This window comes from Constrictibacter sp. MBR-5 (assembly GCF_040549485.1).
In the GTDB taxonomy this organism is placed as follows: Bacteria; Pseudomonadota; Alphaproteobacteria; order JAJUGE01; family JAJUGE01; genus Constrictibacter.
In genome coordinates this window covers 13,318-37,335 of record NZ_JBEPTK010000010.1, presented here as the reverse complement: position 1 = coordinate 37,335, position 24,018 = coordinate 13,318, and the positions used below count along the sequence as shown (strand labels likewise).

The window sequence follows — 24,018 nt, the reverse complement described above, 5'->3', positions numbered from 1 at the left end:
GCTGCGGGAGTGACGGCGGATTGAAACCGGAACCGGTTGCATCGGGAATCGCGGCGGACGAAGATCCGGCATGACCTCGATGCTCGAATACAACGGCTATATCGGCTCGGCGGCGTACAGCGACCCGGACGAGGTGTTTCACGGCAGGCTGGAATTCATCCGCGATCTTCGCCGACGGGACGTTAAAGAGCCGATGCAATTCCATCTAATTGCCTCGTCGCGATGCAAATCGGCCTTGCATTCGCCCGGAATTCTGGGCTCCAATCGAGGTTGTATTGCTCCGAGCCTGTGGGGCCTCTGATGCGCGCATTCCTGTCCCATTCCGCCCGCGATAAAGGGCTGGTCGAGCCTGTCGCCAAAGAACTCGGGCGCCAATATTGCCTCTATGATACGTACGCATTTCAGACCGGGGAAGATTTCAGGGCGTCGATTCGTGACGGCTTGTCGAGAAGTGATACACTGGTGTTATTTGCGAGCAAGTCCTCGCTCGACTCAATGTGGGTGAAATTTGAGCTGGACGAAGCGGAGTTGTTAAGGGTCGACGGAAAAATTAAGCGTTCGATAGTATTCATTATAGATAATGTTGTTAGATATTCGGATCTGCCTGAATGGCTGCAGCGAGGGCGGGTGAAGCAACTCAATTCGCCGAAAGCGATCGCTAATGAGATACGTTTTCATATTAACGACCAGATAAGACTGCATCAGCAGCCTATATTTGTTGGCCGATCGGCGGAGCTAAATGAAGCGCAGCGAGCCATTGTGCCTATAGACGGGAGTCTGCCTGCCCGTGCCTTCCTGCTGTACGGACTAAGCGGGATTGGTCGCAAGACGCTTGCAAGCCGGATTGCCTCCGACACTTTAAGTCTTCCGAAGATAACGCCGGTGAGACTAGAAGAGGGGGACTCCGCGGCAGAACTCGCAGTTAAGCTTGCGGAGTACATTGAGCAATATAGTAACGCCGATGAGTTGCGTCGGATGGTATCCCTGATAACAAATGAAGAAATATCTGAATTAGAAAGTCGGATTGTTAGATATTTACAGTTGATAACCCAAAATGGCGACATGACCATAATCGTAGACGACGGCGGTTTGTTGGATAACGACGGTTTTATAGAAAAGTCAATACAGTCGATAATTAATAAATTTGGTGCGGCGCCTGATGTGTATTGTTGTTTTGTCACAAACAGGCGGCCGGCCTTTGCGCCCACGGACGCTTTATCGCACTTGCCGTGCGTTCGCGTAAACCCGTTGTCATTGGATGATATAAAGCGGCTAATCACTTTGGTCGCGAGTCGCCGTAATGTTCAGCTGCGCCCGGATCAGGTGGCCGAACTAGCGACATTTATGCGCGGGTATCCGCCTGCTGTGCAGTACGCGATGGAATTAATTTACCGACGTGGCGCTGATCTTGTGTTAAACACTAAGGTTGCGCTCGTCGAATTTAGTGCATCCTATTTTTTGCGAATTCTTTCGGACGACGCAGAGCTGAGTCCCGTCAGGAGGAGCATTCTGTCGACACTGGCGAGCTATAGTCCGTTGCCTCTACGAACTCTCGGTAGCGTCTTTGATTTAGAGCCGATCGACCTAGATAATGCAATGTCTTATTTATTAGATTGTGCGTTTGTTTATCCCGATGAGGATGGGTTTTACTGCATCGCTGAGCCGCTCATAGATGCAGTCAATAGAATGACGAGCCTATTCAGTATAGATCACCTTGCTGTCGCAAATGCAATTCGAGATACGCTAGACGATCTAGAGGAGGAGGCGAAAAAACTTGCGTTGTCTCGTAGTTTGTACCGGGCGCTGTCCCTGAGCGGCAAAAATTCAGAGGGAACCGACGCTGTTCATTTAGTCAGCGATAATATTCAAGTGGCAATGGAATTTTATCACGCGAGAGATTATGATAATTCCATAAAATTTGGGTTAATGTCAGTAGAGCAGCGGCCTAATAATATAGAGGCGCGAAGTTATCTAATCCGGGCGCTGGTGCAAAATGAAGAATATGACGTAGCCGAGGCGCAGATCCAGCAGCTACGTGGTAGGGGCGATTTAAAAGAATCATATTTCTTAACTGGGTTCCTAAATAGGAAACGAGGTCGCTATCAAGAGGCGATCAAAGCCTACGGGGAAGCAGTAAAGCGCGGTCGTAAGGGGGCGGCTGTGCATCGTGAGCTTGCATTGTGCTTTCTTGAGGTTGGGGACTTGCCCAAGGCGCGTGAGCACATAGATCAAGCCCAAGAAAGAGATCGAGATAATAGATATGTGGTAGACCTGCAAGTGCAGATTGCGGTTAGGCAGAAAGATGAAGAGACTGCGCGCAGCAGGTTGGCGACCCTTGAGGCAGTGGATCGCCGGGAATTTTACCTGCACAGGCTTTCCACCGTGGAATACGCTTTCGGAAATTTCGAGGCGTCCTATGCCGCGGCTGAGGGGGCCATCGCGGCATCTAATCAGCCCACGGTTGCAATGTTGGCAAATCTGATAAAGGCACAGATAGCGACTAAGCGACTTGAAGAAGCGCTGAGAAATATTGATGTGCTCGACAATTCATTTTCAAAAACGCATCATGATATCCGAGTAGGGCTGCGGTGTAAATGGGAGACGGCCGCTGGTAATTATGGAGATGCGTTGGCGACATGGGGGAAATTGCGAGACAAGGATCAGCCTGTTCACAAGGCGCTCAGGTATAATGTATTGCTTGCCATGTTGGAACAAATGTCCCCCCTGGAGTCGCTTCGGTCAGACTTGGACGAGGAGTTTAAAATATTGTCTATCCAGTTAAAAAATTACAATATAGATGATTTCGACCTAATGATAGCTGATCCTCGCTGAGGCCTGTGGGTGATGTGTGTATTCCGCTGATATTTGAATAGACTTTACGTCTTCACTGTCTTCAATCGTGGCGGTGCGCCTGCGACCTGCTGCGCTGGCGCCGGCTGGGGAGGGCGCTGAACCAGACGTTCGGTGTCCGGGTGAGCGATACGGCGTGGTTCTGGGTCCTGGAACCGGAGCGGCGGCGATATCTGGGCGACGTCGGGCGGTTCCTGGCGGCGCGGGCGCGCGGGTGCCTATACTGGAGCCGCGCGGCGGGTTCGGCGCGCGCTGCACGGCCGCAGGGGCGTTCGACGGGATCCGCGCGGCGCTCGCCGCGGACGGATCCGACGTGGTGCGGATCCGGCCGTCGTCGGCGCTGGCGCCCTATCTCGACAGACGTGCGGGGATCTTTATCGATTCGCCGCGCGCGTGGCGCCGGGGCGCCTGCCGACCGTCCGCATGGAGGGCGGGTTCTGGCGGCCGCGGGCGCGGTTCGGGGCGCTGGAGACGTTTCGGGACTATGCGGAATGTCTGGTTTAGCGGTGGGTCGGTGCGTGGGGGTGCTTCGAGACGGGCCGCCCCGTGGGGGCGGCCCTCCTCAGCACGAGGGGTAACTCATTTACCCGCACAGGCCCTCGCCCTGAGGAGCACGCGCAGGCTGCGTCTCGAAGGGCCGCGCGCGCCACGGCGTTACTCCGCCGGTTCGGACACCGACGCCCGCCGCGCCGGCGTGCGGGTGCGCTTCAGCTGGCCGACGTCCCGCACGGCGCCGCGCGCCGCGCTGGTGGTGAGGGCGCCGTAGGCCTGGAGGGCGGGGGTGACGCGGCGGTTGCGGGGGGCGGGCTGCCAGGCGGCGTCGCCGCGGGCCTCCATTTCGTCGCGGCGGCGGTCGAGCTCGGCGTCGGAGACGGCGAGGTGGATGGTGCGCGACGGGATGTCGATCTCGATCACGTCGCCGGTCTCGACCAGGCCGACCGGGCCGCCCTCGGCCGCCTCGGGCGACAGGTGGCCGATCGACAGGCCCGAGGAGCCGCCGGAGAAGCGGCCGTCGGTGACCAGGGCGCAGACCTTGCCCAGGCCCTTCGATTTCAGATAGCTGGTCGGATAAAGCATCTCCTGCATGCCGGGGCCGCCCTTCGGGCCCTCGTAGCGCACCAGGACGACGTCGCCGGCCTTCACCTCGCCGCCCAGGATGCCGGCGACGGCGGCGTCCTGGCTCTCGTAGACGCGGGCCGGGCCGGAGAAGGTGAGGATGCTGGCGTCGACGCCGGCCGTCTTCACGATGCAGCCGTCGGCGGCGATGTTGCCGTAGAGCACGGCGAGACCGCCGTCCCTGCTGTAGGCGTGGGCGAGGTCGCGCACGACACCCGCCTCGCGGTCGAGGTCGAGGCTGACGTAGCGGCGGCTCTGGCTGAACGCGGTCTGGGTCGGCACGCCGCCGGGGGCCGCGCGGTAGAAGGTCTGCACCTCCTCGGACGGGTTGCGGGCGATGTCCCATTTGTCGAGGGCGGCGGCGATCGTCGGGCTGTGGATCGTCGGCAGGTCGGTGTGGATCAGCCCGGCGCGGTCGAGCTCGCCCAGGATCGCCATGATGCCGCCGGCGCGGTGCACGTCCTCCATGTGGACGTTCGGCACGGTGGGGGCGACCTTGCACAGGCAGGGCACGCGGCGCGACAGGCGGTCGATGTCGGCCATGGTGAAGCCCACCTGCGCCTCGTGTGCGGCGGCGAGCAGGTGCAGAACGGTGTTGGTCGACCCGCCCATGGCGATGTCGACGGTCATCGCGTTCTCGAACGCCTCGAAGCTGGCGATCGAGCGGGGCAGGACCGAGGCGTCGTCGCCCTCGTACCAGCGCTTGGCGATGTCGACGACGGTGCGGCCGGCCTCCAGGAACAGGCGCTCGCGGTCGGCGTGGGTGGCCAGCACCGAGCCGTTGCCGGGCAGCGACAGGCCGAGCGCCTCGGTCAGGCAGTTCATCGAGTTGGCGGTGAACATGCCGGAGCAGGAGCCGCAGGTCGGGCAGGCCGAACGCTCGATGGTCTTCAGGTCGGCCTCGTCGACGCTGCTGTCGGCGGCGGCGATCATCGCGTCGATCAGGTCGACCTTGCGCTCGCCGGTCTTCAGCAGGACCTTGCCGGCCTCCATCGGGCCGCCGGAGACGAACACCGTCGGGATGTTGAGGCGCAGCGCCGCCATCAGCATGCCGGGGGTGATCTTGTCGCAGTTGGAGATGCACACCAGCGCGTCGGCGCAGTGGGCGTTCACCATGTATTCGATGCAGTCGGCGATGAGCTCGCGCGACGGCAGGCTGTAGAGCATGCCGTCATGGCCCATGGCGATGCCGTCGTCGACGGCGATCGTATTGAACTCCTTCGCCACGCCGCCATGCGCCTCGATCTCGCGCGCGACCAGCTGGCCCAGATCCTTCAGGTGGACGTGGCCGGGCACGAACTGGGTGAAGGAGTTGGCGATGGCGATGATCGGCTTGCCGAAATCCTCGTCGCGCATGCCGGTGGCGCGCCAGAGGCCGCGGGCGCCGGCCATGTTGCGGCCGTGGGTCGTGGTGCGGGAGCGATAGCGGGGCATCGGACCATCCTGAGCTTTGCGTGGGGATGACATAGCAAAGTTGGGCCGGGAAATGAAAGGCGGGGCGGTGCTCCTAGTCGCCGCGGTCCTGGGTCTCGACGACGGCGACGGCGGTCATGTTGAGGATGCCGCGGGCGGTGACCGAGGGGGTGAGGATGTGTGCCGGGGCGGCGGTGCCCATCAGGATCGGGCCGACATGCAGGCCCTCGCCCAGCACCTTGACCAGGTTGAAGGCGATGTTGGCGGCGTCGAGGGTCGGCATGACCAGCAGGTTGGCCGGGCCGGTGAGGCGGGCGTTCGGGAAGATGCGGGCGCGGATGGCGGCGTCGAGCGCGGCGTCGCCGTGCATCTCGCCCTCGACCTCGATGTCGGGCGCCTCCTCGTGCAGGCGGGCGAGGGCCGCGCGCATCTTCACGGCGGAGGGCGCGTCGGTGCTGCCGAAGCTGGAGTGGGAGAGCAGCGCCACCTTGGGCTCGATGCCGAAGCGGCGCACCTCGGCGGCGGCCATCTTCGTCATCTCGACCACGTCGTCGGCGGACGGGTCGTCGTTCACGTAGGGGTCGCAGAGGAAATAGCTGCCGGACTGCAGGATCAGCAGGCTGATGGTCGACAGGCGGCGGACGCCCGGCGCCCGGCCGATGACCGCCTCGACGACGGACAGGTGCTGGCGGTAGCTGCCGGTGGCGCCGCAGATCATCGCGTCGGCGTCGCCGCGGCGCACGGCGATGGCGGCGATGGCCGTGGCGTTGGTGCGGATGATCGTGCGGGCGAGGTCGGGCGAGACGCCGCGCCGCTCGGTCAGGCGGTGATATTCCTGCCAGTAGTCGCGGTAGCGCTGGTCGCTCTCCGGGTTGATCAGCTCGAAGTCGGCATCGGGCCGGATGCGCAGGCCGAGCCGCTTCAGCCGCGTGTCGACGACGCCGGGGCGCCCGATGACGATGGGCAGGGCGACGCCCTCGTCGAGGGCGGCCTGGACGGCGCGCAGCACGCGCTCGTCCTCGCCCTCGGCATAGATGACGCGCTTCGGCTCGGCGCGGGCGCGCTCGAACACCGGCTTCATCACCAGGCCCGAGCGGAAGACGAAGGCGCCCAGCTGCTGCTCGTAGGCGCGGAAGTCGGCGATCGGACGCGTGGCGACGCCGCTGTCCATCGCCGCCTGGGCGACCGCGGGCGCGATCTTCAGGATCAGGCGCGGGTCGAAGGGGCGCGGGATGATGCGCTCCGGGCCGAAGCCCTCGTCGTCGCCGCCATAGGCCTGGGCCACCACCTCGGACGGCTCGGCCATGGCGAGGTCGGCAATGGCCTTCACGGCGGCCAGCTTCATCTCCTCGTTGATCGTCGTCGCACCGACGTCGAGGGCGCCGCGGAAGATGAAGGGAAAGCAGAGGACGTTGTTGACCTGGTTCGGATAGTCCGAGCGGCCCGTGGCGATGATCGCGTCGGGGCGGACGGCCTTGGCGTCCTCCGGCATGATCTCCGGCGTCGGGTTGGCGAGCGCCAGGACGAGCGGGCTGGGGCCCATGGCGCGCACCATCTCCGGCTTCAGCACGCCCGGCGCGGACAGGCCGAGGAAGACGTCGGCGCCCTCGATCACCTCGGCCAGGGTGCGGGCCTCGGTCGCCTGGGCGTAGGCGGACTTCCAGCGGTCCATCAGCTCGTTGCGGCCCTCGTGGACGACGCCGGCGATGTCGGTCATCCAGACGTTTTCGCGCCGCACGCCGAGGGCCACCAGCAGGTCGACGCAGGCGATGGCCGCGGCACCGGCGCCGGACGTCACCACCTTGACCGCGTCCATCTCCTTGCCCACCAGGCGCAGGCCGTTGTAGACGGCGGCCGCCACGATGATCGCCGTGCCGTGCTGGTCGTCGTGGAAGACCGGGATGTTCATGCGCTCGCGCAGGGCGGCCTCGACCTCGAAGCATTCGGGGGCCTTGATGTCCTCCAGGTTGATCGCGCCGAAGGTCGGCTCCAGCGCGGCGATGATGTCGATCAGCTTGGCCGGGTCGTTCTCGGCGATCTCGATGTCGAAGACGTCTATGCCGGCGAACTTCTTGAAGAGCACGCCCTTGCCCTCCATCACCGGCTTGGACGCCAGCGGCCCGATGGCGCCGAGGCCGAGGACGGCGGTGCCGTTGGTCACGACGGCGACGAGGTTGCCGCGCGCGGTCAGCTCGGCCGCCTGGTGCGGGTCGGCGACGATCGCCTCGCAGGCGGCGGCGACGCCGGGCGAGTAGGCCAGCGACAGGTCGCGCTGGTTGCCGAGCGGCTTGGTCGGCACGACCTCGATCTTCCCCGGCCGCGGGCTACGGTGATAGGTCAGCGCCGCATCGCGCAGATCGTTCGCCATCAACAAGGTCCTCGTCGTTCCGCCTGGGCCGAAGTCTTCATTAGGATCATGCGCGGCGCGACTGGAGCAAGCGCGCTATCCGCCGAGCAGGTGCGCGGGGGCGGCGGCGAGGGCGTCCCAGACGTGCACGCCGAAGCCGGTGGTCGCGAGGGCGCGGGCCGCGTCGGCCTCGCGACCGCCGTAGCCGGTGGCGACCAGGGCGCCGGCGGGGAGGCCGGCGGCGCGGCCCGCTTCGAGATCACCGGCCTTGTCGCCGACGATCCGGGAGCGGGCGAGGTCGATCGGCAGGGCCTCGGCGGCGGCCAGGATCATGCCGGGCGCGGGCTTGCGCCAGGGATGAGGCGCGTGGAACGGGCAGGCGGCGACGAGGTCGAGCCCGGCGCCGGCGGCGGCCAACTGCCGGAGCATCTCGTCCTGGACGGCGGCGAACGCGTCCCAGCCGAACCGCCCGCGGCCGATGCCGGACTGGTTCGTCACCATCACCACGCGCCAGCCGGCGGCGCGCATCGCCGCGAGCGTCGCGGCGGCGCCGGGGATGAGGCGCACCCGGCCGGGATCGTCGAGGAAATGGACCTGCTCGATCACCGTGCCGTCGCGGTCGACGAAGAGCGTCGGCCGGGGCGCCGGGCCGGGCAGCGGGTCGACGGGCTGGAACCAGTTGCCGTCCGGGCGTAGGTGCAGGGCCATCGTCTTAGGCCGCCTCGGTCGCAGGCGGGACGAGGCGGAAGAAGGGGACCGGCTCGGCGAAACCCTTCAGCGTCCGCCGCTCCTCGCGCAGGGAGTCGCGCGGCAGCATCGCCGACACGCCGGAGTCCCCCACGATCGCCTCGGACAGGACGATGTCGCCGCCCTCGCTGGCGTGCTGCATGCGGGCCGCCATGTTCACCGCCGAGCCGAAATAGTCGAGGCGGTCGTTCATGGTCACGGCGATGCAGGGCCCGGCGTGCAGGCCGAGCTTGATGACGACGGGGGCGCCGCCGCTGCGCGCGTTGAAGGCGGCGACGCCCGCCTGCACCGCCTGGGCGGCGCGCAGGCCGTCGGCGGGATTGGGGAAGGCGGCCATGATCGCGTCGCCGATGGTCTTCACGATGGCCCCGTCGTTGCGCCGCACGGTCGAGGCCAGGAAGGCGAAATGCTCGCGCACGAGGCGATAGGCGGCGGCGTCGCCGATGCGCTGGTAGAGGGCGGTCGAGCCGCGCAGGTCGGTGAACATCAGGGTGACGTGGGCGATGCCCACCTCGTCGCCGGGGCGCAGCACCTGGTCGGAGAAGAGGTCGCGGAAGGCCTGGAAGGTGGTGGCGCGATGCGCGGTCAGCGCCTCGCGGACCCATTCGCGGGACTCGATCGCGACGATGCGGCGGCGCCGGTCGCGGTTGACGATGCGGAGCGTGCCCGGGGGCGCCGGCGCGCCCGCGGCGACGGCGTCCGCGTCGATGCCGACCTCGGGGAAGCCGCCGTCGCTGCCGACGTCCACATCGGTCTCGCCACCCGGCTCGACGGTGCGCAGGCGGTAGGTGCCGGCGGGCAGATCCGCGTCCAGGGTGCGCGTCTCGCCGGGCTCCACGGCGGCCTGGACGACCACGTGCGGCGTCGACATCGGGCCGAACAGGCAGAACTCGCCTTCCGGAACCGTTCGGATGGCCGCGGAGGGGTGGAAGGTCAGTTCGACGTTGCGGCTGAAGTCCCGGTCGTAGCCGATGTTGCAGGTGTCGCAATGGGCGCCGGACGGCAGCCGGTCGAGTTCGGCGGTGCTGCCCTTGGCGCCGCGGCAGCGCGGGCAGAGCAGGTCCCAGCGCAGCGCCAGCATGCCCTCGCGCACCGCCTGGAGGCACAGTTCCACGACATGGCGCGGCGGCGCTTCCCAGAGGCGCGCCAGGATCAGCGGCCGGATGCGCAGCAGGTCGACCTCCGCACCGGTGGCGATCCAGTCGGCGAGGCGCGCGGCCAGGCCATGGCCGTTGCCGCTGGCCTCGATGCGCCCGACCATCTCGGTCAGGCGTCCCCGGGTGGCCGCCGGCAGCGGCGGCGCCTTGGTGTCGAAAGGCTGCTCCCGCTGGCCTGCGACCCATTCGTCGACGGTGGAGACCGCCGCGGTGAAGGTCCGCTCGGCGCTCGGGAAGAAGCGCGTCCGCAGCAGGATCTCGCCCAGGGGATTGGCCGCTTCGGCTTCGAGGCTGTAGCGCACATCCGTGCCGCCCCGCCCGTCGGGCCGCAGCCGGAGCGAGGCGCAGAGCCTGCGCAGCGGCCCCCGCGAGAAGACGCGCATGTGGCGCAGCCAGCGTCCGGTCACCCACTCCACCGGGATGTCTTCCCAGGCGAGCCTCAGGGGACCGACGCGCGCCTCGGCGAAGAAGCGCACCGATCCGTCCGGCTGCGTCTCCTCGCGGATGACGTGCTTCGGCAGGCCGGTGGCCTCGTTGAAGCGTCCGGTATCGGCGAGCGCCGGCCACACCGCCTCCGGCGGGTGGGCGAAATGCCAGTCGAAACCGTGGGTGTGCAGCTTTGCCATGCGCGCCGATCCGGATCGAACGTCAGGGTCCTGGTACGTCCCGGTCGGCCTCTGCGATCATCGTCGCAGCGAGCCGCATCGGCAGGACCAGTCGGGGCGAGTCCGGTAGACGGACGAAGCCGTGCGCCGCATAGAAGGCCGCCGCCGTTTCGTCCAGCGCATCCACCACGACCATGCACGACCCCACCGTATCGGCGCTGGCGACGGCCCGCCGCAGCGCATCGGCCAGCAAAACGCCGCCGAGGCCGGCGCCCTGATGCGACCGCGATACCGCGAGGCGGCCGATCAGCGTCGCGCTGACCAGCGGATAGCGGGGCACGTGCCTGCGTGCGGCGTCGGGAACCTCCCCCTGTCCGAGGGCGGTCGCGCACAGCGTGTAGTATCCGAGTATCTGCGCCGGGTTCGCCGATTCCGCCAGCACGAAGACCGCGTTGACCTTGCGCCGCACGTCCTGGCCGGCCTGTGTCTTCAAATACCGGTCGAGGCTGTCCACGCCGCAGGCGAAAGCGGCGCGGTCATGCACGGTCGATAGCGGTGCGACCCCGAGAGCGGCGGCCGCACCCGGGTCGTTCACGGATCGACCCGGCGCCGATGCGATGCGAAGGCACGGCGCAAGCGGTCGCTGGCCCGAGGCGGATTGACCAGTGCCTCGAAGAACGCCGTGCGATCGCGTTCGGAGAGGGCGAGGGCTTCATGCTCGGCGATCGTCCGGCGCGCAGCCTCGGTGAGTGCGCTCATGCAGAAGTCCGTCACCTTCCGGCGCTGCAGATGGGCGGCGCGCTCGATCAGCGCCTTCGTCTGCTCATCGATACGAAAGCCAAGGCGCTCGGCTTTCGTGCGTCCGCGTGCGTCTGCGACCATGCTGGCCTCCTCGACGCAATGTACGTCCGTTGGACGAACAATTCAACGGCCGGCGCCGATCGATGAGGTCAGCCGAACAACCAGACGCAGATCAGCACCGCGGCGACGACGCCGGCGAGGTCGGCGGTCAGGCCGGCGGCCAGGGCGTGGCGGATGCGCCGGATCTGCACGGCGCCGAAATAGACGGCGAGCACGTAGAAGGTCGTTTCGGTGGAGCCCTGCAGCGTGCTGACCAGCAGGCCGGTGTAGCTGTCCGGCCCGACCGCGGGGTCGTCGATGATCGAGACCATGATGCCGTAGGCGCCGGACCCCGACAGCGGGCGGAGCAGGGCCATCGGCAGGGCCTCGGGCGGCAGCCCGACGAGGCGGGTGACGGCGCCGAGCGGCTGAATCAGCAGGTCCATGGCGCCGCTGGCGCGGAACATCGCGACGGCGACCAGGATGGCGACGAGATAGGGAATGATGCGGACGGCGACCTCGAATCCGTCCTTGGCGCCCTCGACGAAGACCTCGTAGACGTTGACCCGCTTGAGCGCGCCGAACGTCAGCAGGCCGACCATCAGGCCCGGGATGATCCACGGCGCGATCGCCTGGCCCCAGAAGATCGTCAGCGGGACCATGCCGACGACGCAGGCCAGCGCGAGGGCTGAGACCCAGGCGGGGTAGCCGGGCGGCGTATCCGGCGCCGGCTCGGCGGGCGGCTCCTCGGCGGATGCCGCGTCCGACGGTGCGTCCGATGCTGCTGCCGAGGGGGCGGCGGGCACGGCGGTGAACCGGCTGTAGAACCGCGCCGCCAGGATGGCGATCGTCGTCGAGCAGATCGTGGCGAACAGGGTCGTCGGCACGATGGCGGCGGGGTCGGTCGAGCCGGCCGCGGCACGGATGGCGATGACGCCGGTCGGCAGCAGCGTGACACTCGACGTGTTGATCGCCAGGAACAGCACCATGGCGTTGGTCGCCGTGCCCTTGTGCGGGTTCAGCCTGTCGAGTTCCTGCATGGCGCGGATGCCGAAGGGCGTGGCGGCGTTGCCGAGCCCCATGACGTTCGCCGACAGGTTCATGATCATGGCGCCCATCGCTGGATGGTCGGCGGGCACCTCCGGGAACAGGCGCACCATCAGCGGGCGCAGCAGCCGCGCGATGATCACGAGGAGGCCGCCCGCCTCGGCCACCTTCATCAGCCCGAGGAACAGCGCCATGACGCCGATCAGGCCGAGGGCGAGTGTCACCGACGACTTGGCGGCGTCGAGCATCGCCGTGCCGAGGGCGTCCATCGGCATGGGTGCCACGGCCGGACCGAACAGCTGCTTCACCGCGGCGGTCGCGAAGGCGATGCCGACGATGGCGAGGAAGACCGCGTTCATGCGTCGGCGTCGGACCCTGGGCGGCGGCGGGCGGGGCGGATGGGGATCGGGCGGACGGCGATCAGATCAGGCGGAAGCGGGTGCCGCAGAGGGTGACCTGGTCGCCCTCGATCGGGCAGCCGAGCCCCATCGCGGCGTCCAGTACGGCCGCCTTGTCGGTCACGGCGAGGTCGAGCCCGCCGAGTCCTTCGCCCCGGCCGTCCTTCGCCGGCACGAAGCGCAGGACCGCGTCGTCGAGCGCGATGCTGGGACGGCCGAGCGCATCCTTGGCGAGCGGACGGTCGAGGATCTCCGACCAGCGCTCGGCGAGCTTGGCGGGGTCATCGCTCTGCAGTTCCGCCGCGGTCATGGCACGGACGCGCTCGGTACGCCGGGCGCGCTGCCAGTCGGGCCCGGCGGGTCCCCACGGACCATCGAGCCCGCTCTGGTCGCCGTCGTTCCAGTCGATGCTGAGGATGGCACCGCCCGTGTCGCGCGGATGCAGCTGCATGCCGACATAGTCGCCGTGGTTCGGCTCCGACACGATGCGGATGCCGAACCCGTCGATCCGTGCGCGGGCGGCGGCGAGGTCGTCGGTCTGCAGGATGACCATGTAGCCGCCGTCGCCGCCGCGGCGGTCGAGATAGCGGCCGGCGGCGGTGCCCGCCTGCGTCGGCGCCACGACCTCGAGCAGCTGGTTGCCGACCGGCATCAGGGCGTTCTCGAGCCCGTAGCGGGCGACCGCCGGGTCGCGGTGGCAGACCTCGATGCCGAGGACGCCGCAGAGTTCCTCGATGGCCGGCTCGAGACTCGCGGCGACGAGGCAGATCTGGCGCATGCGGAGCATCGGTATTCCTTCCGGCTGGTCGGGCTTCTCCCCCCGATGCTGCTGTGCCGGGGACCGGCGCGCAAGGGGAAGCTCCCGGGGCCGCATGCGAGCGGGCGCCGGCTTCTGAGCCGCGTGCCGCAGCCGCGCGCTATTCGCGGACGTCGATGTTCACCTCGACCATCATGCCCGGCGACAGCTGCACGGGCGGATCGTCGATGGTGACGCGGACGGGGATGCGCTGGGTGATCTTGGTGAAGTTGCCGCTGGGGTTCGGCGTCGGCAGCAGCGCGAAATTTGCGGTGGTGCTGTGGCCGATACGCTCGACCGTGCCCTTGAACGTGTGGTCGGGATAGGCGTCGACGGTGATCGCCACCGGCTGGCCCGGCTTCAGCTGGCGGATGGATGTCTCCTTGATGTTCGCCTCGATCCACAGGCGGTTCGGATCGTGGATCAGAGCGATGCGCTGTCCCTCGCTGACATACTCGCCGGCCTCGACGAACAGGCGGTTCACCACGACGTCGATCGGGCTGCGGATGGATCGGTCCTCCAGATCGATGCGCTGCTGCGCCATCTCGCTTTCCAGGGCGGTCGCCTGGGCGTCGAGCATGGCGATCTCGCCGTCGATCACGCCGAGCTGGGCGTTCTCGACGCGGGCCTCCTTCAGGCTGCCGCGCGCCTCGCCGATCTGTGCCTCGGCGCGCTTGAGTTCGCCCTCCAGGCGCTCCAGGTTGCTGCGCGCCCGGTCGACGGCGCTGTTGGAGACGACGCGCCGCTCGTACAGGGCTGTCGCCCGCTCCAACTCGCGCCGGGCCAACCCGACCTCGGCGCGGAGCGATGCGCGGTTGGCGGCTGTCGCGTCGAGGGTCGAGCCGCGGGTCTGCGAGCGCGCGGCGACCATCTCCTCGGTCATCCGCCGTTGCGCCATCAGCCGCTCCCGGTCGGCGGCGAGCCGGGCGCGCTCGGCCTCGAGCGCCTCCAGCCGCAGGCTCGACAGGCGCGTGTCGATCTGGGCGATGATGCCGCCCTCGGGCACCGACTGTCCCTCGGTGACCGGCAGCTCGGTGATCCAGCCGGCGACGCGGCTGCTGACCGTGATCATGTCGGAGGTCACGCGCGCGTCGTACTCGTAGACGTGGGTCAGGCGCTGGTGGACCTCCATCGCGCCGAAGACGATCGCGATCAGGGCGACGGCGGCCACGATCAGGTTGCGCGGCCGGAGCAGGCCGCTGCGCCGGCGCGTGCTCGGCGGCGCCGGCGGCGGGGCGGTGGGCCTGTCCTCCGCCCCGTCGCTTCTGTCCACCACACGCGGCGCGGTCGCCTGATTGGCCATCTTGGACGCTTCCTCGGTCAGCCGGTCTGACGCCGGCGCTGCTCGGCGGCCGTGCCCGCCGTCAGACGCTGCTTCGCACGGTCGAATACGGTCAGGCAGGTCTGGATCTCCGCCGGTTCGACGTCGGCCAGGACCTCCCGGCGGAGCTGGCGCGCCACGGCCTCGACCTGCGCCAGCACCGGCCGGGCCCGCTCGGTGAGATGCACCGTCTTCACCCGCCGGTCGGTGGGGCAGTCGCGGCGCTCGATCAGCCCGTCCGCCTCGAGCAGGTCGAGCTGGCGGGCGAGCGTCGAGCCCCGGATGCGGGCCCGCTCGGCCAGCACGTTCTGGGTGAGCGGCGGCCCGGGCTTGGCGAGATGGAGCAGGGCGATGCCGCGGGCCTGGCTGAGCCCGAGCGGCCGCAGACGCTGGTCGAGCTCCGTGCGCCAGAGGCGCGCAAGCTCGCCCAGCCGATAGCCGAAGTTGTAGGCCGAATCGTTCATCGCCCCCCGCAACGCTCCGCACCCTATGTTAGGCCCCTAACGATTAGGTCGCCAACAGGTCGATGACACGCGTATTGCAGGGCCGTCATGCGGCCGTCGTTCCCCTGTATTCGTTGACAGCAGCCGCGGAGCCGCGGATATTTCCGCTTTTCCGCCTATTCCGTGGCGGAAAAGGAAGCTACGGCGAATGAACTGAGAGGAATACCGTCGTGATCCCCGCTCTGATGCCCACCTACGGCGAACGGACAATTGCTTTCGAGCGGGGCGAGGGGCTGTACCTCTTCGACACGGAAGGGCGACGTTATCTCGATTTCGGCGCCGGCATCGCCGTGGTGGCCCTGGGCCACGCCCACCCGCATCTGGTGAAGGCCCTGCAGGAGCAGGCCGCCAAGCTCTGGCACTGCTCCAACCTGTACCGGATCCCCGGGCAGGAGAAGGCCGGCGAGCGGCTGGTCGCCAATAGCTTCGCGGACACCGTCTTCTTCTGCAACTCGGGCGCCGAGGCGATCGAGTGCGGCATCAAGATGGTGCGCAAGCACTACGACCATGTCGGCCAGCCCGAGCGCTACCGCGTCATGACGATCGAGGGCGCGTTCCACGGCCGGACGCTCGCCACCCTCTCCGCCGGCAAGCAAGAGAAGGTGATCAAGGGCTTCGAGCCGCTGGTCGAGGGCTTCGACCAGGTGCCGTTCGGCAACCTGAACGCGCTGAAGGGCGCGATCACCGCCGAGACCGGCGCCATCCTGCTCGAGCCGGTGCAGGGCGAGAGCGGCGTGAAGCCGATGGACCTGGACTATATCCGGGCCGTCCGCGACGTCTGCGACGAGTTCGGCCTGCTGATGTTCCTGGACGAGATCCAGTGCGGCATGGGGCGTACGGGGAAGCTGTTCGCGCACGAATGGGCGGGCGTGAAGCCGGACATCGTCGCGTCGGCCAAGGGCCTCGGCGGCGGCTTCCCGGTCGGCGCCTGCCTCGCCACGGAGAAGGCGGCGGCCGGTATGATCGCCGGCAGCCACGGCTCGACCTTCGGCGGCAATCCGCTGGCGGTGGCGGCGATCAACGCCGTCCTCGACGTCATGCTGCAGGACGGCTTCCTGCCGCAGGTCGAGAAGATGGGCAAGCTGCTGCGCGACAAGCTGGAGACGGTGGCGGCGCGCCACCCGAAGGTGCTGGCCGGCGTGCGCGGTGCCGGCCTCATGCTGGGACTGCGCTGCGTGGTGCCGAACGGCGACGTGGTCGCCGCGCTCCAGAGGAACGGTATGCTGACGGTGCCGGCCGGCGACAACATCGTGCGCCTGCTGCCGCCGCTCGTGCTCGAGCCCCAGCATGTGGAGGAGGCCATCGGCATCCTCGACCGGACATGCATGGAACTGGCGGCGGCATGAGCGGCGTCCGGCACTTCCTCGATCTCGACCAACTCGACAGCGCTACGCTCCGCGGCATCCTCGAACTCGGCACCGCCTACAAGGCGGGCGGTGCCGATCCGGCGAAGCCGCTGGCGGGCAAGACGCTGGCGATGATCTTCGAGCGTCCGTCGACGCGCACGCGCGTCTCCTTCGAGGTCGGCATGCGCCAGCTCGGCGGCGACGTCGTCGTGCTGTCCGACACGGAGATGCAGTCGAAGCGCGGCGAGACGATGGCCGACACGGCCCGCGTCCTGTCGCGCTACGTCGACGCGATCATGATCCGCTCGACCAGCCACGAGCGGCTGCGCGAACTGGCGGAGCATGCGACCGTGCCGGTCATCAACGGCCTGACCGACCGCTCGCATCCGTGCCAGCTGATGGCCGACGTGATGACCTTCGAGGAGCATCGCGGGTCGATCGCGGGCAAGGTCGTGGCGTGGAGCGGCGACGGCAACAACGTCGCCACCTCCTGGATCCACGCGGCCGCCCGATTCGACTTCGAACTGCGCATCGGCTGCCCGGACCAGCTCCAGCCGCCCGCGGCGGCGCTGGAATGGGCGGCGCGCAACGGCGCGCGGGTGCGCGTGACGGGCGACGCCCGCGAGGCCGTGGCGGGGGCGGACTGCGTCGTCACCGACGTCTGGGTCTCGATGAACAGCAACGGCGCCGAGAAGCGCCACAACCTGCTGGCGCCCTATCGCGTCGACCAGGAGCTGATGACGCTGGCGCGGTCGGACGCGATCTTCATGCACTGCCTGCCGGTGCATCGCGGCGAGGAGGTCACCGGCGAGGTGATCGACGGGCCGCAGTCGGTCGTCTGGGACGAGGCCGAGAACCGGTTGCACGCCCAGAAGGGCATCCTGACCTGGTGCCTGAGCTGAGGACGGCCGCCCGATAGGCGGACCGACGGTGGATCGATCGCGACGGGAGCTGCTTCAGCTCCCGTTTCGCTTCGTGCTGTACATGGCGCGGTCGGCGGCGGCGAGCGTCTCGGCCAAGCCTTCCAGCCCGTGGAACGTGTAGCAGCCGGCCGCGACGGAGACCGGGATGTCCGTGCCCTGCCAGCGGGCGGCGGTCGAGCCGATGGCCGCCGACAGCGTCTGCATCTTCACATGGGCGACGGCCATGTCGGCGCGCGTCAGCACGATGCCGAACTCGTCGCCGCCGAGCCGCCCGACCACGTCCGACTTGCGCACGTTCCGGGTCAGCACGTCGGCGACCACGGCGAGGACGGCATCGCCGGCGGCATGGCCGTGCGAGTCGTTGATGTGCTTGAGATTGTTGACGTCGAGATAGAGGACGCTGCCCGGCTGGCGGTAGCGGGCGGCGGCGGCCATCGCGCGGGCGAGCTCACGCACGAAGGCGCGGCGATTGACCACCGGCAGCAGCGGATCCTCGTCGGATAGGCGCCGCAGCTCGGCGGCCTGGGCCTGTACCTCGTCGAGTTCGTGGCGCAGCCGATGCACTTCCTCGACCAGGGCACCGATGGCGGCGCGCACGCGCGGCGTCAGTTCGTTCTGCGGGATGCCGAGGAAGGGCGTGACGTTGGTGAGGTCGGGCGATCGTTCGGGGGGCGGTTCCGGGGAGAGGCGGTGGACGGCCGTTCCGCTTGGCGCATCGACGAGACTGGCAGCAATCTTCATGGCCGGATCCCCACCCTGCAGAGCCTGAGACAGCGCTCTTCCGTTCCTGCGTAAAGCGATAGCGGCCCCAGGGTTAACGCTGCGTAAACGGCCGCGCCGGCCGGGCGGGCGCGGTTGCGCTTGTGCACGGGGCCGGGGCTCATATATTCCCCGGCTTCCGGACCGATAAACCAGGGGTGGGCCAAAGGTGGCCGTCGTCGGGATCATCATGGGCAGCCAGTCGGATTGGGGCACGATGCGCCGGGCCGCCGAGACGCTGGACGACCTCGGGGTCGCCTACGAAACGCGGATCGTATCCGCCCACCGCACGCCCGATCGGCTCGTCGCCTACGCCAAGAGCGCCCGCGAGCGGGGCCTGAAGGTGATCGTCGCCGGCGCCGGCGGCGCGGCGCACCTGCCGGGCATGGTGGCCGCCATGACGGCGCTGCCGGTCTTCGGCGTTCCCGTGCAGAGCCGGGCCCTGAGCGGCCTCGACAGCCTGCTCTCGATCGTCCAGATGCCGGCGGGCGTCCCCGTGGGGACCCTGGCCATCGGCGAGGCGGGGGCGGTGAACGCCGGGCTGCTGGCGGCGTCGGTCGTGGCGCTGGGCGATCCCGTCGTCGCTGCGGCACTCGACCGCTGGCGCGCCGAGCGGACGGCAGCCGTCGCCGAAGTACCGGTGGACCAGCCTTGAGCGGCGGCGACCCGCGCGTGATCGCGCCGGGATCGACGATCGGGATCCTGGGCGCCGGTCAGCTCGGCCGGATGACGGCGACGGCAGCGGCGGCGCTGGGCTATCGCTGTCACGTCTACGCACCCGACGAGGACATGCCGGCGGCGCACGTCAGCGCGACGGCGACTCGCGCCCGCTACGACGATCTCGCCGCGCTGGAGCGCTTCGCGCGCGCCGTCGACGTGGTCACGTTCGAATTCGAGAACGTGCCGTTCGAATCGGTGCGGCTCCTCGCCGAGCATGTCCCGGTGCGGCCGGGCTGGGAGGCGCTGCGCGTCAGCCAGGATCGCGTGGTCGAGAAGGATTTCGTGCGCGGGCTGGGCATCGGCACGGCCGACTACAGCGCGGTCGCGGGGCCGGCGGAACTGGCCCGGGCGCTGGACGAATTCGGCGGCGGCGGCGTGCTGAAGAGCACGCGGCTCGGCTATGACGGCAAGGGCCAGGTGCGCGTCGGCCCTGGCATGGACGCCGACGAGGCGTGGCGGCGGATGGGCGCCGAGGCGGGAATCCTCGAGGCCTTCGTCGATTTCGACTGCGAGGTCTCGGTGATCGTGGCCCGCGGCCCGACGGGCGAGACGGCCGCCTATGTCCCGGTGCTGAACCGCCACCGCAACCACATCCTGGACGAGACCGTGGCGCCGGCGCCGCTGCCGGAGGCGACGGCCGCGGACGCGGAGACGATCGCCCGGCGGATCGCCGAGGCGCTCGGCCTGATCGGGCTGCTGGCGGTCGAGATGTTCGTCACCCGCGACGGGCGGGTGCTGGTCAACGAGATCGCGCCGCGGCCGCACAATTCCGGCCACTGGACCATCGACGCCTGCGTCACCAGCCAGTTCGAGCAGTTCGTGCGCGCGGTATGCGGGCTGCCGCTGGGCTCGCCGGCGCGGCTGTGCGATGCGGTGATGACCAACCTGATCGGCGACGACGTGGCGGGTTGGCACGACCTGCTGCGGGACCCCGCGGCGAAGCTGCATCTCTACGGCAAGGCCGAGGTGCGGGCGGGCCGGAAGATGGGGCACGTGACGCGGCTGCGGCTCCCGCGGCCGCAATAGCATCGGCCCGATGCGGCGAAACCGAAGCGTGCGGCATTAGCGGGAAGTAAACCAATTCCGGTGGATAAGGGCGGCCCGCACTGAGCGGCATCCCTTATCCGGCTGCAAAGATCCGCCATGCTCGCGATCGTCGGTTTCATTCTGCTCCCGGTCTGCGTGTTCGGGATCTTCATCCTCCACGGCGGCAGCATGGAGCCCATCATCCATGCCGCACCGTTCGAACTGGGGATGATCGGCGGAGCAGCGGTCGCGGCGTTCCTCATCTCGAACGACGGCCACACGATCAAGCACGCCCTGAAGGACCTCAAGAAGGTCGTCTCCGGCTCGAAGTTCAAGAAGCAGGACTATCAGGACCTGCTCTGCCTGCTGTTCTCGCTGGTCAAGCTGGCGCGCGCCAAGGGGCCGAGCGCGGTCGAAGGGCATATCGAGCGGCCGGCCGAGAGCGCGGCCTTCCAGGCCTATCCCCGCATCCTGGCCGACAAGTTGGCCGTGTCGCTGATCTGCGACTACATGCGGATGATGACGATGAACCAGAACGACCCGCATCAGGTCGAGGCGATCCTGGAGGCGGAACTCGAGAAGGTTCACGAGGAGAACATGCACGTCGCCCACGCCTTCCAGGGCATGGCCGACGCCCTGCCGGCGCTGGGCATCGTCGCGGCGGTGTTGGGCATCATCAAGACGATGGGCTCGATCAACGAGCCGCCGTCGGTGCTGGGGGCGATGATCGGCGGCGCCCTCGTCGGCACCTTCCTGGGCGTGTTCCTCGCCTACGGCATCGTCGGCCCGATCGCCGCGCGACTGAACGGGGTCTACCAGGAAGAGGCGATGTTCTACCAGACCATCAAGTCGGTCCTCGTCGCCCACCTGCACAACCAGGCGCCGCAGATCAGCGTCGAGACCGGCCGGAAGGCCCTTCCGAGCGGCGTGATGCCGAGCTTCGCCGACATCGAGACGGCGATGGGACAGGTCAAGGTGCTCTGAGCGGAGCCCTTCCGCCGCACTGCGCCCGGGGGCCCGCCGAGGCGCCGCTCCTACCCGGTTGAAACCAAATATCCGCACCGCGCGTTAATCCTGTCCTGATGACCCGACAGGGTAATTCGCGCAGTGCGGAGGTCATGTCGAAATGAATAGCCCAGAGCCGGCAAGGACCGGTATCGACGGGCTGGATGAGGTCTTGCGCGGCGGGCTTCCCCAGAAGCGTCTATACATGGTGCAAGGCAGTCCTGGTGCCGGAAAAACAACCATAGGTCTCCAGTTTCTCCTGGCGGGCCGAGCGGCCGGCGAGCCTGTCCTCTTCGTCAGCCTGTCCGAAACCGAAGAGGAACTGAGATCGGGGGCCTCGTCCCACGGCTGGTCCCTCGACGGCATTGATATCCAGGTGCACGCCGTGGCGAACGCGCGGCGCGAGGAGCAAACGGTCTTTCAGGCCGCCGAGGTCGATCTTCCGGAAATGATGTCGGAGATCTTCGAGGGCGTCGACCGCATCCAGCCCGAGCGGGTGGTGATCGACTCCCTGTCGGAATTTCGCCTGCTCGCGGGGTCGGCGCATCGCTATCGCCGCGAGATGATCCGGCTGAAGCAATTCTTCGCCGAGCGCGGCAGTTCCGTCCTCCTGCTCGACGACCGCTCGACGGCGCGGGATGCCGACGGCGGCTTCGAACTCCAGAGCCTGGCGCACGGCGTCATCGAACTGGACGAGGTCGCGCCCGATTTCGGGCCGAGCCGGCGCCGTCTGCGGGTACGCAAGATCCGCGGCGTATCGATGCGCACCGGTTGGCACGACTACACGATCGCGCTGGGCGGGCTGTCGGTCTTTCCGCGACTCGTGGCGGCGGAGTATCGGCGACCGTTCTCGGTCGGGACGATGCATACCGGCTCCGAAGCGCTCGATCAGATGCTGGGCGGCGGCCTCGACCGGGGCAGCAGCACCCTGCTGATCGGGCCGGCCGGAACCGGAAAATCTTCCATCGCCACCCTTTGCGCCCATACGGCGGCGATGCGGGGCGAGCGGGCGGCGCTCTATCTCTTCGACGAGCGTCTGCCCAGCTACTTCGCCAGGGCGGCTGGGCTCGGACTGGACCTGGAACCGCTGGTCGACGCCGGCCTGATCGCCATCCGACAGATCGACCCGACCGAACGGACCCCGGGCCAGTTCGCCTCGGACGTCCGCGACGAGATCGAGAAGCGCGGCGCCGAAGTGGTGGTGATCGACAGCCTGACCGGTTACCTGAACTCGATGGCGCAGGAGCGGAACCTGGTTCTGCAACTGCACGAGCTGCTGAGCTACACGGGACAGCGCGGCGTGGCGTCGCTGCTGGTCTTCAGCCAGCACGGGCTCTTCTCGTCGATGCACGCGTCGGTGGACGTCAGCTATCTCTCCGACAACATCCTACTGCTGCGCCACTACGAGTATCGCGGCGAGGTCCGGCAGACGGTTTCCGTGTTCAAGCGCCGCAGCGGGCCGCACGACCGCAGCCTGCGCGAACTCGCGATGAGTTCCGGGGGCATCGAGATCGGGGCGCCGCTGAGGGATCTTCGGGGCGTCCTCGGCGGCATTCCGGAACTCACCGGTGTCGGAGGCGGCGATCTGATCACGCGCGACTCGGCATGAGCGGCCTCGATGTCATCGTCCTCGGCGGACGTCCGCGCGACGGCATGCTCTTGTGCCGAGTCCTGGGCGAGGCCGGAATCGACACCCGCTCCGCCGAGAGCGTTTCCGACGCCTGCGCGGCCGTAGCCGACGCCGGGGCGCTGCTGATCGCCGAGGAGCGTTTGGACGAGGGGAGCATTCCACGCCTGCGCTCCGCGCTGGGCCAGCAGCCGCCCTGGTCGGACCTGCCGCTGCTGGTCATGCTGCGCGCCGGCGCCGAGACGGCGGGACAGCTGCAGCGGACCGAGGCACTCCTGCCCATGGGCAAGCCGGTCCTGCTGGAGCGGCCGCTCCGCATCCCGACCCTGCTGAGTGCCGTGCGATCCGCCCTCGCGGCCCGCGACCGCCAATACGAGATCCGCATGTTCCTCGCCGAGCGCGAGGAACGCGAACGCGAACTGGCGGCGGGCCAGGAGCGCTATCGGCTGGCGGCGCTGGCGACGCGGGAGGCGATTTGGGAGTGGGACATCGCCTCGGGGCGGCTGATCCACGGCCCGGCGATCGGGCATATCTGCGGGACCGAGCCCGATGGGTTCGCGCGGATGGAGCAGTGGCAAGCCTGCATCCACCCCGACGACCGCGATCGGGTCCGGGCGTCCCGCGCCGACGCGATCGCCGAAGCCGGCGATCAATGGCAGGACGAATACCGCGTCGCACGCACGACCGGCGGCTATGCCGACGTGCTCGACCGCGCCTATCTGGTGCGCGGCGACGAGGGGCGGGCGCTCCGAATGATCGGCGCGGTGGCCGATGTGACCGAGCGCAAGCGCGCCGAGGCACAGCAGGCACTGCTGTTGGCCGAATTGAACCACCGCGTGCGCAACATCCTGGCCGTGATCACCTCGCTGGCGACGCAATCCATACGACGCAGCAGCGACCTCGCGGAGTTCAACGAGGCGTTCGTCGGCCGGCTGCAGGCGCTTTCGCGCGTTCACGGCCTGCTGACCAAGGCGAACTGGACGACGACGACCCTCGATGCCGTGGCGCGCGAAGCCCTGGCGCCGCACGATCCGGCGGACGGCTCCGGCCATGTCCGCATCGGAGGGCCGGCCGCCGCGCTCTCGCCGCGAACGGCCCAGGCGTTCAGCCTGCTGTTTCACGAACTGGGTACGAACGCCGTGAAGTACGGGGCACTGTCGCAGGACGAGGGGCGGATCGACCTCGCGTGGCAGATCGCGACGTCCGACGACGGGACGGGCGAGATCACGATCGTCTGGAGCGAACACGGCGGCCCGCCGGTGACGCAGCCCGGGCGTCGCGGGTTCGGCAGCCTGCTGATCGAGCAGACGGTCCGGTTCGAGCTCAAGGGCAGGTGCACGGTCCGATACGACCCCGACGGTTTGCGCTGCCGTATCGAACTGCCGTGGCCGCAGGCGGATTGAACGGCCGTAGCCGGTCAGGCCGCCGATGACCCTGCGATCCACCCTTCGGCCGGCCGCCGACGGCCGGCC

At 68.1% G+C, this 24,018-nt stretch carries 20 protein-coding genes; 9 read left to right on the top strand and 11 right to left on the bottom strand.

The features are described 5' to 3' along the window. The first annotated feature begins 70 nt into the window (after nucleotides 1-70). Together ABIE65_RS18765 and ABIE65_RS18760 are read left to right on the top strand one after the other, a co-directional pair. A complete protein-coding gene (locus ABIE65_RS18765; RefSeq protein ID WP_354079845.1) occupies nucleotides 71-301 on the top strand; it encodes a hypothetical protein in 231 nt (76 codons plus the stop codon). Next, nucleotides 301-2,832: a tetratricopeptide repeat protein gene (locus ABIE65_RS18760; protein ID WP_354079843.1), complete on the top strand. Its 2,532-nt coding sequence runs from the start codon at nucleotides 301-303 to the stop codon at nucleotides 2,830-2,832. Before ABIE65_RS18765 ends, ABIE65_RS18760 begins: the two co-directional genes overlap by 1 nt. A gap of 672 nt (nucleotides 2,833-3,504) precedes the next feature. Here the strand turns inward: ABIE65_RS18760 and ilvD are convergent. The 10 genes from ilvD to ABIE65_RS18710 form a co-directional block, all read right to left on the bottom strand. Continuing rightward, complete coding sequence (ilvD, locus tag ABIE65_RS18755; RefSeq protein WP_354079841.1) at nucleotides 3,505-5,400, bottom strand: dihydroxy-acid dehydratase; 1,896 nt, start codon at nucleotides 5,398-5,400, stop codon at nucleotides 3,505-3,507. 73 nt (nucleotides 5,401-5,473) lie between these two features. Then, nucleotides 5,474-7,747, bottom strand: a complete 2,274-nt coding sequence (locus ABIE65_RS18750) for an NADP-dependent malic enzyme (protein ID WP_354079839.1) — start codon at nucleotides 7,745-7,747, stop codon at nucleotides 5,474-5,476. 75 nt (nucleotides 7,748-7,822) lie between these two features. Next, nucleotides 7,823-8,434: a D-glycero-alpha-D-manno-heptose-1,7-bisphosphate 7-phosphatase gene (locus tag ABIE65_RS18745; protein WP_354079837.1), complete on the bottom strand. Its 612-nt coding sequence runs from the start codon at nucleotides 8,432-8,434 to the stop codon at nucleotides 7,823-7,825. 4 nt (nucleotides 8,435-8,438) lie between these two features. Continuing rightward, complete coding sequence (locus ABIE65_RS18740; RefSeq protein WP_354079835.1) at nucleotides 8,439-10,256, bottom strand: adenylate/guanylate cyclase domain-containing protein; 1,818 nt, start codon at nucleotides 10,254-10,256, stop codon at nucleotides 8,439-8,441. A gap of 22 nt (nucleotides 10,257-10,278) precedes the next feature. Further along, a complete protein-coding gene (locus ABIE65_RS18735) occupies nucleotides 10,279-10,830 on the bottom strand; it encodes a GNAT family N-acetyltransferase (RefSeq protein WP_354079834.1) in 552 nt (183 codons plus the stop codon). After that, nucleotides 10,827-11,117, bottom strand: coding sequence for a type II toxin-antitoxin system TacA family antitoxin (locus ABIE65_RS18730; RefSeq protein ID WP_354079833.1), 291 nt, complete (start codon nucleotides 11,115-11,117; stop codon nucleotides 10,827-10,829). Before ABIE65_RS18730 ends, ABIE65_RS18735 begins: the two co-directional genes overlap by 4 nt. Nucleotides 11,118-11,185: 68 nt before the next feature. Next, complete coding sequence (locus tag ABIE65_RS18725; RefSeq protein ID WP_354079831.1) at nucleotides 11,186-12,481, bottom strand: spore maturation protein; 1,296 nt, start codon at nucleotides 12,479-12,481, stop codon at nucleotides 11,186-11,188. Nucleotides 12,482-12,542: 61 nt separating this feature from the next. Beyond that, a complete protein-coding gene (locus ABIE65_RS18720) occupies nucleotides 12,543-13,307 on the bottom strand; it encodes a VOC family protein (protein ID WP_354079829.1) in 765 nt (254 codons plus the stop codon). Nucleotides 13,308-13,437: 130 nt separating this feature from the next. Then, nucleotides 13,438-14,619, bottom strand: a complete 1,182-nt coding sequence (locus tag ABIE65_RS18715; RefSeq protein ID WP_354079827.1) for an HlyD family secretion protein — start codon at nucleotides 14,617-14,619, stop codon at nucleotides 13,438-13,440. 17 nt (nucleotides 14,620-14,636) lie between these two features. Continuing rightward, nucleotides 14,637-15,101: a MarR family transcriptional regulator gene (locus ABIE65_RS18710; protein ID WP_354079825.1), complete on the bottom strand. Its 465-nt coding sequence runs from the start codon at nucleotides 15,099-15,101 to the stop codon at nucleotides 14,637-14,639. Nucleotides 15,102-15,310: 209 nt separating this feature from the next. Here ABIE65_RS18710 and ABIE65_RS18705 point away from each other — a divergent pair, with 209 nt between their 5' ends. Together ABIE65_RS18705 and argF are read left to right on the top strand one after the other, a co-directional pair. Continuing rightward, a complete protein-coding gene (locus ABIE65_RS18705; RefSeq protein ID WP_354079823.1) occupies nucleotides 15,311-16,486 on the top strand; it encodes an aspartate aminotransferase family protein in 1,176 nt (391 codons plus the stop codon). Beyond that, nucleotides 16,483-17,388 carry an ornithine carbamoyltransferase gene (gene argF, locus ABIE65_RS18700; RefSeq protein WP_354079821.1) on the top strand — a complete coding sequence of 302 codons (906 nt, stop codon included), beginning with the start codon at nucleotides 16,483-16,485 and terminating at the stop codon, nucleotides 17,386-17,388. Before ABIE65_RS18705 ends, argF begins: the two co-directional genes overlap by 4 nt. 54 nt (nucleotides 17,389-17,442) lie before the next feature. Here the strand turns inward: argF and ABIE65_RS18695 are convergent, their stop codons facing one another. Further along, nucleotides 17,443-18,150 carry a GGDEF domain-containing protein gene (locus ABIE65_RS18695; protein WP_354079819.1) on the bottom strand — a complete coding sequence of 236 codons (708 nt, stop codon included), beginning with the start codon at nucleotides 18,148-18,150 and terminating at the stop codon, nucleotides 17,443-17,445. Nucleotides 18,151-18,358: 208 nt separating this feature from the next. Here ABIE65_RS18695 and purE point away from each other — a divergent pair, with 208 nt between their 5' ends. From purE to ABIE65_RS18670, 5 genes are all read left to right on the top strand, one after another. Continuing rightward, nucleotides 18,359-18,823, top strand: coding sequence for a 5-(carboxyamino)imidazole ribonucleotide mutase (gene purE, locus ABIE65_RS18690; RefSeq protein WP_354080073.1), 465 nt, complete (start codon nucleotides 18,359-18,361; stop codon nucleotides 18,821-18,823). Then, nucleotides 18,820-19,914, top strand: a complete 1,095-nt coding sequence (locus ABIE65_RS18685) for a 5-(carboxyamino)imidazole ribonucleotide synthase (RefSeq protein WP_354079817.1) — start codon at nucleotides 18,820-18,822, stop codon at nucleotides 19,912-19,914. Before purE ends, ABIE65_RS18685 begins: the two co-directional genes overlap by 4 nt. 117 nt (nucleotides 19,915-20,031) lie before the next feature. Then, nucleotides 20,032-20,898: a flagellar motor stator protein MotA gene (gene motA, locus ABIE65_RS18680; protein WP_354079816.1), complete on the top strand. Its 867-nt coding sequence runs from the start codon at nucleotides 20,032-20,034 to the stop codon at nucleotides 20,896-20,898. A gap of 142 nt (nucleotides 20,899-21,040) precedes the next feature. Continuing rightward, on the top strand, nucleotides 21,041-22,528 hold the full coding sequence (locus ABIE65_RS18675; protein WP_354079815.1) for an ATPase domain-containing protein: 1,488 nt from the start codon (nucleotides 21,041-21,043) through the stop codon (nucleotides 22,526-22,528). Beyond that, on the top strand, nucleotides 22,525-23,949 hold the full coding sequence (locus tag ABIE65_RS18670; RefSeq protein WP_354079814.1) for a sensor histidine kinase: 1,425 nt from the start codon (nucleotides 22,525-22,527) through the stop codon (nucleotides 23,947-23,949). The genes ABIE65_RS18675 and ABIE65_RS18670 overlap by 4 nt, the downstream gene beginning before the upstream one ends. Nucleotides 23,950-24,018 lie beyond the last annotated feature (69 nt).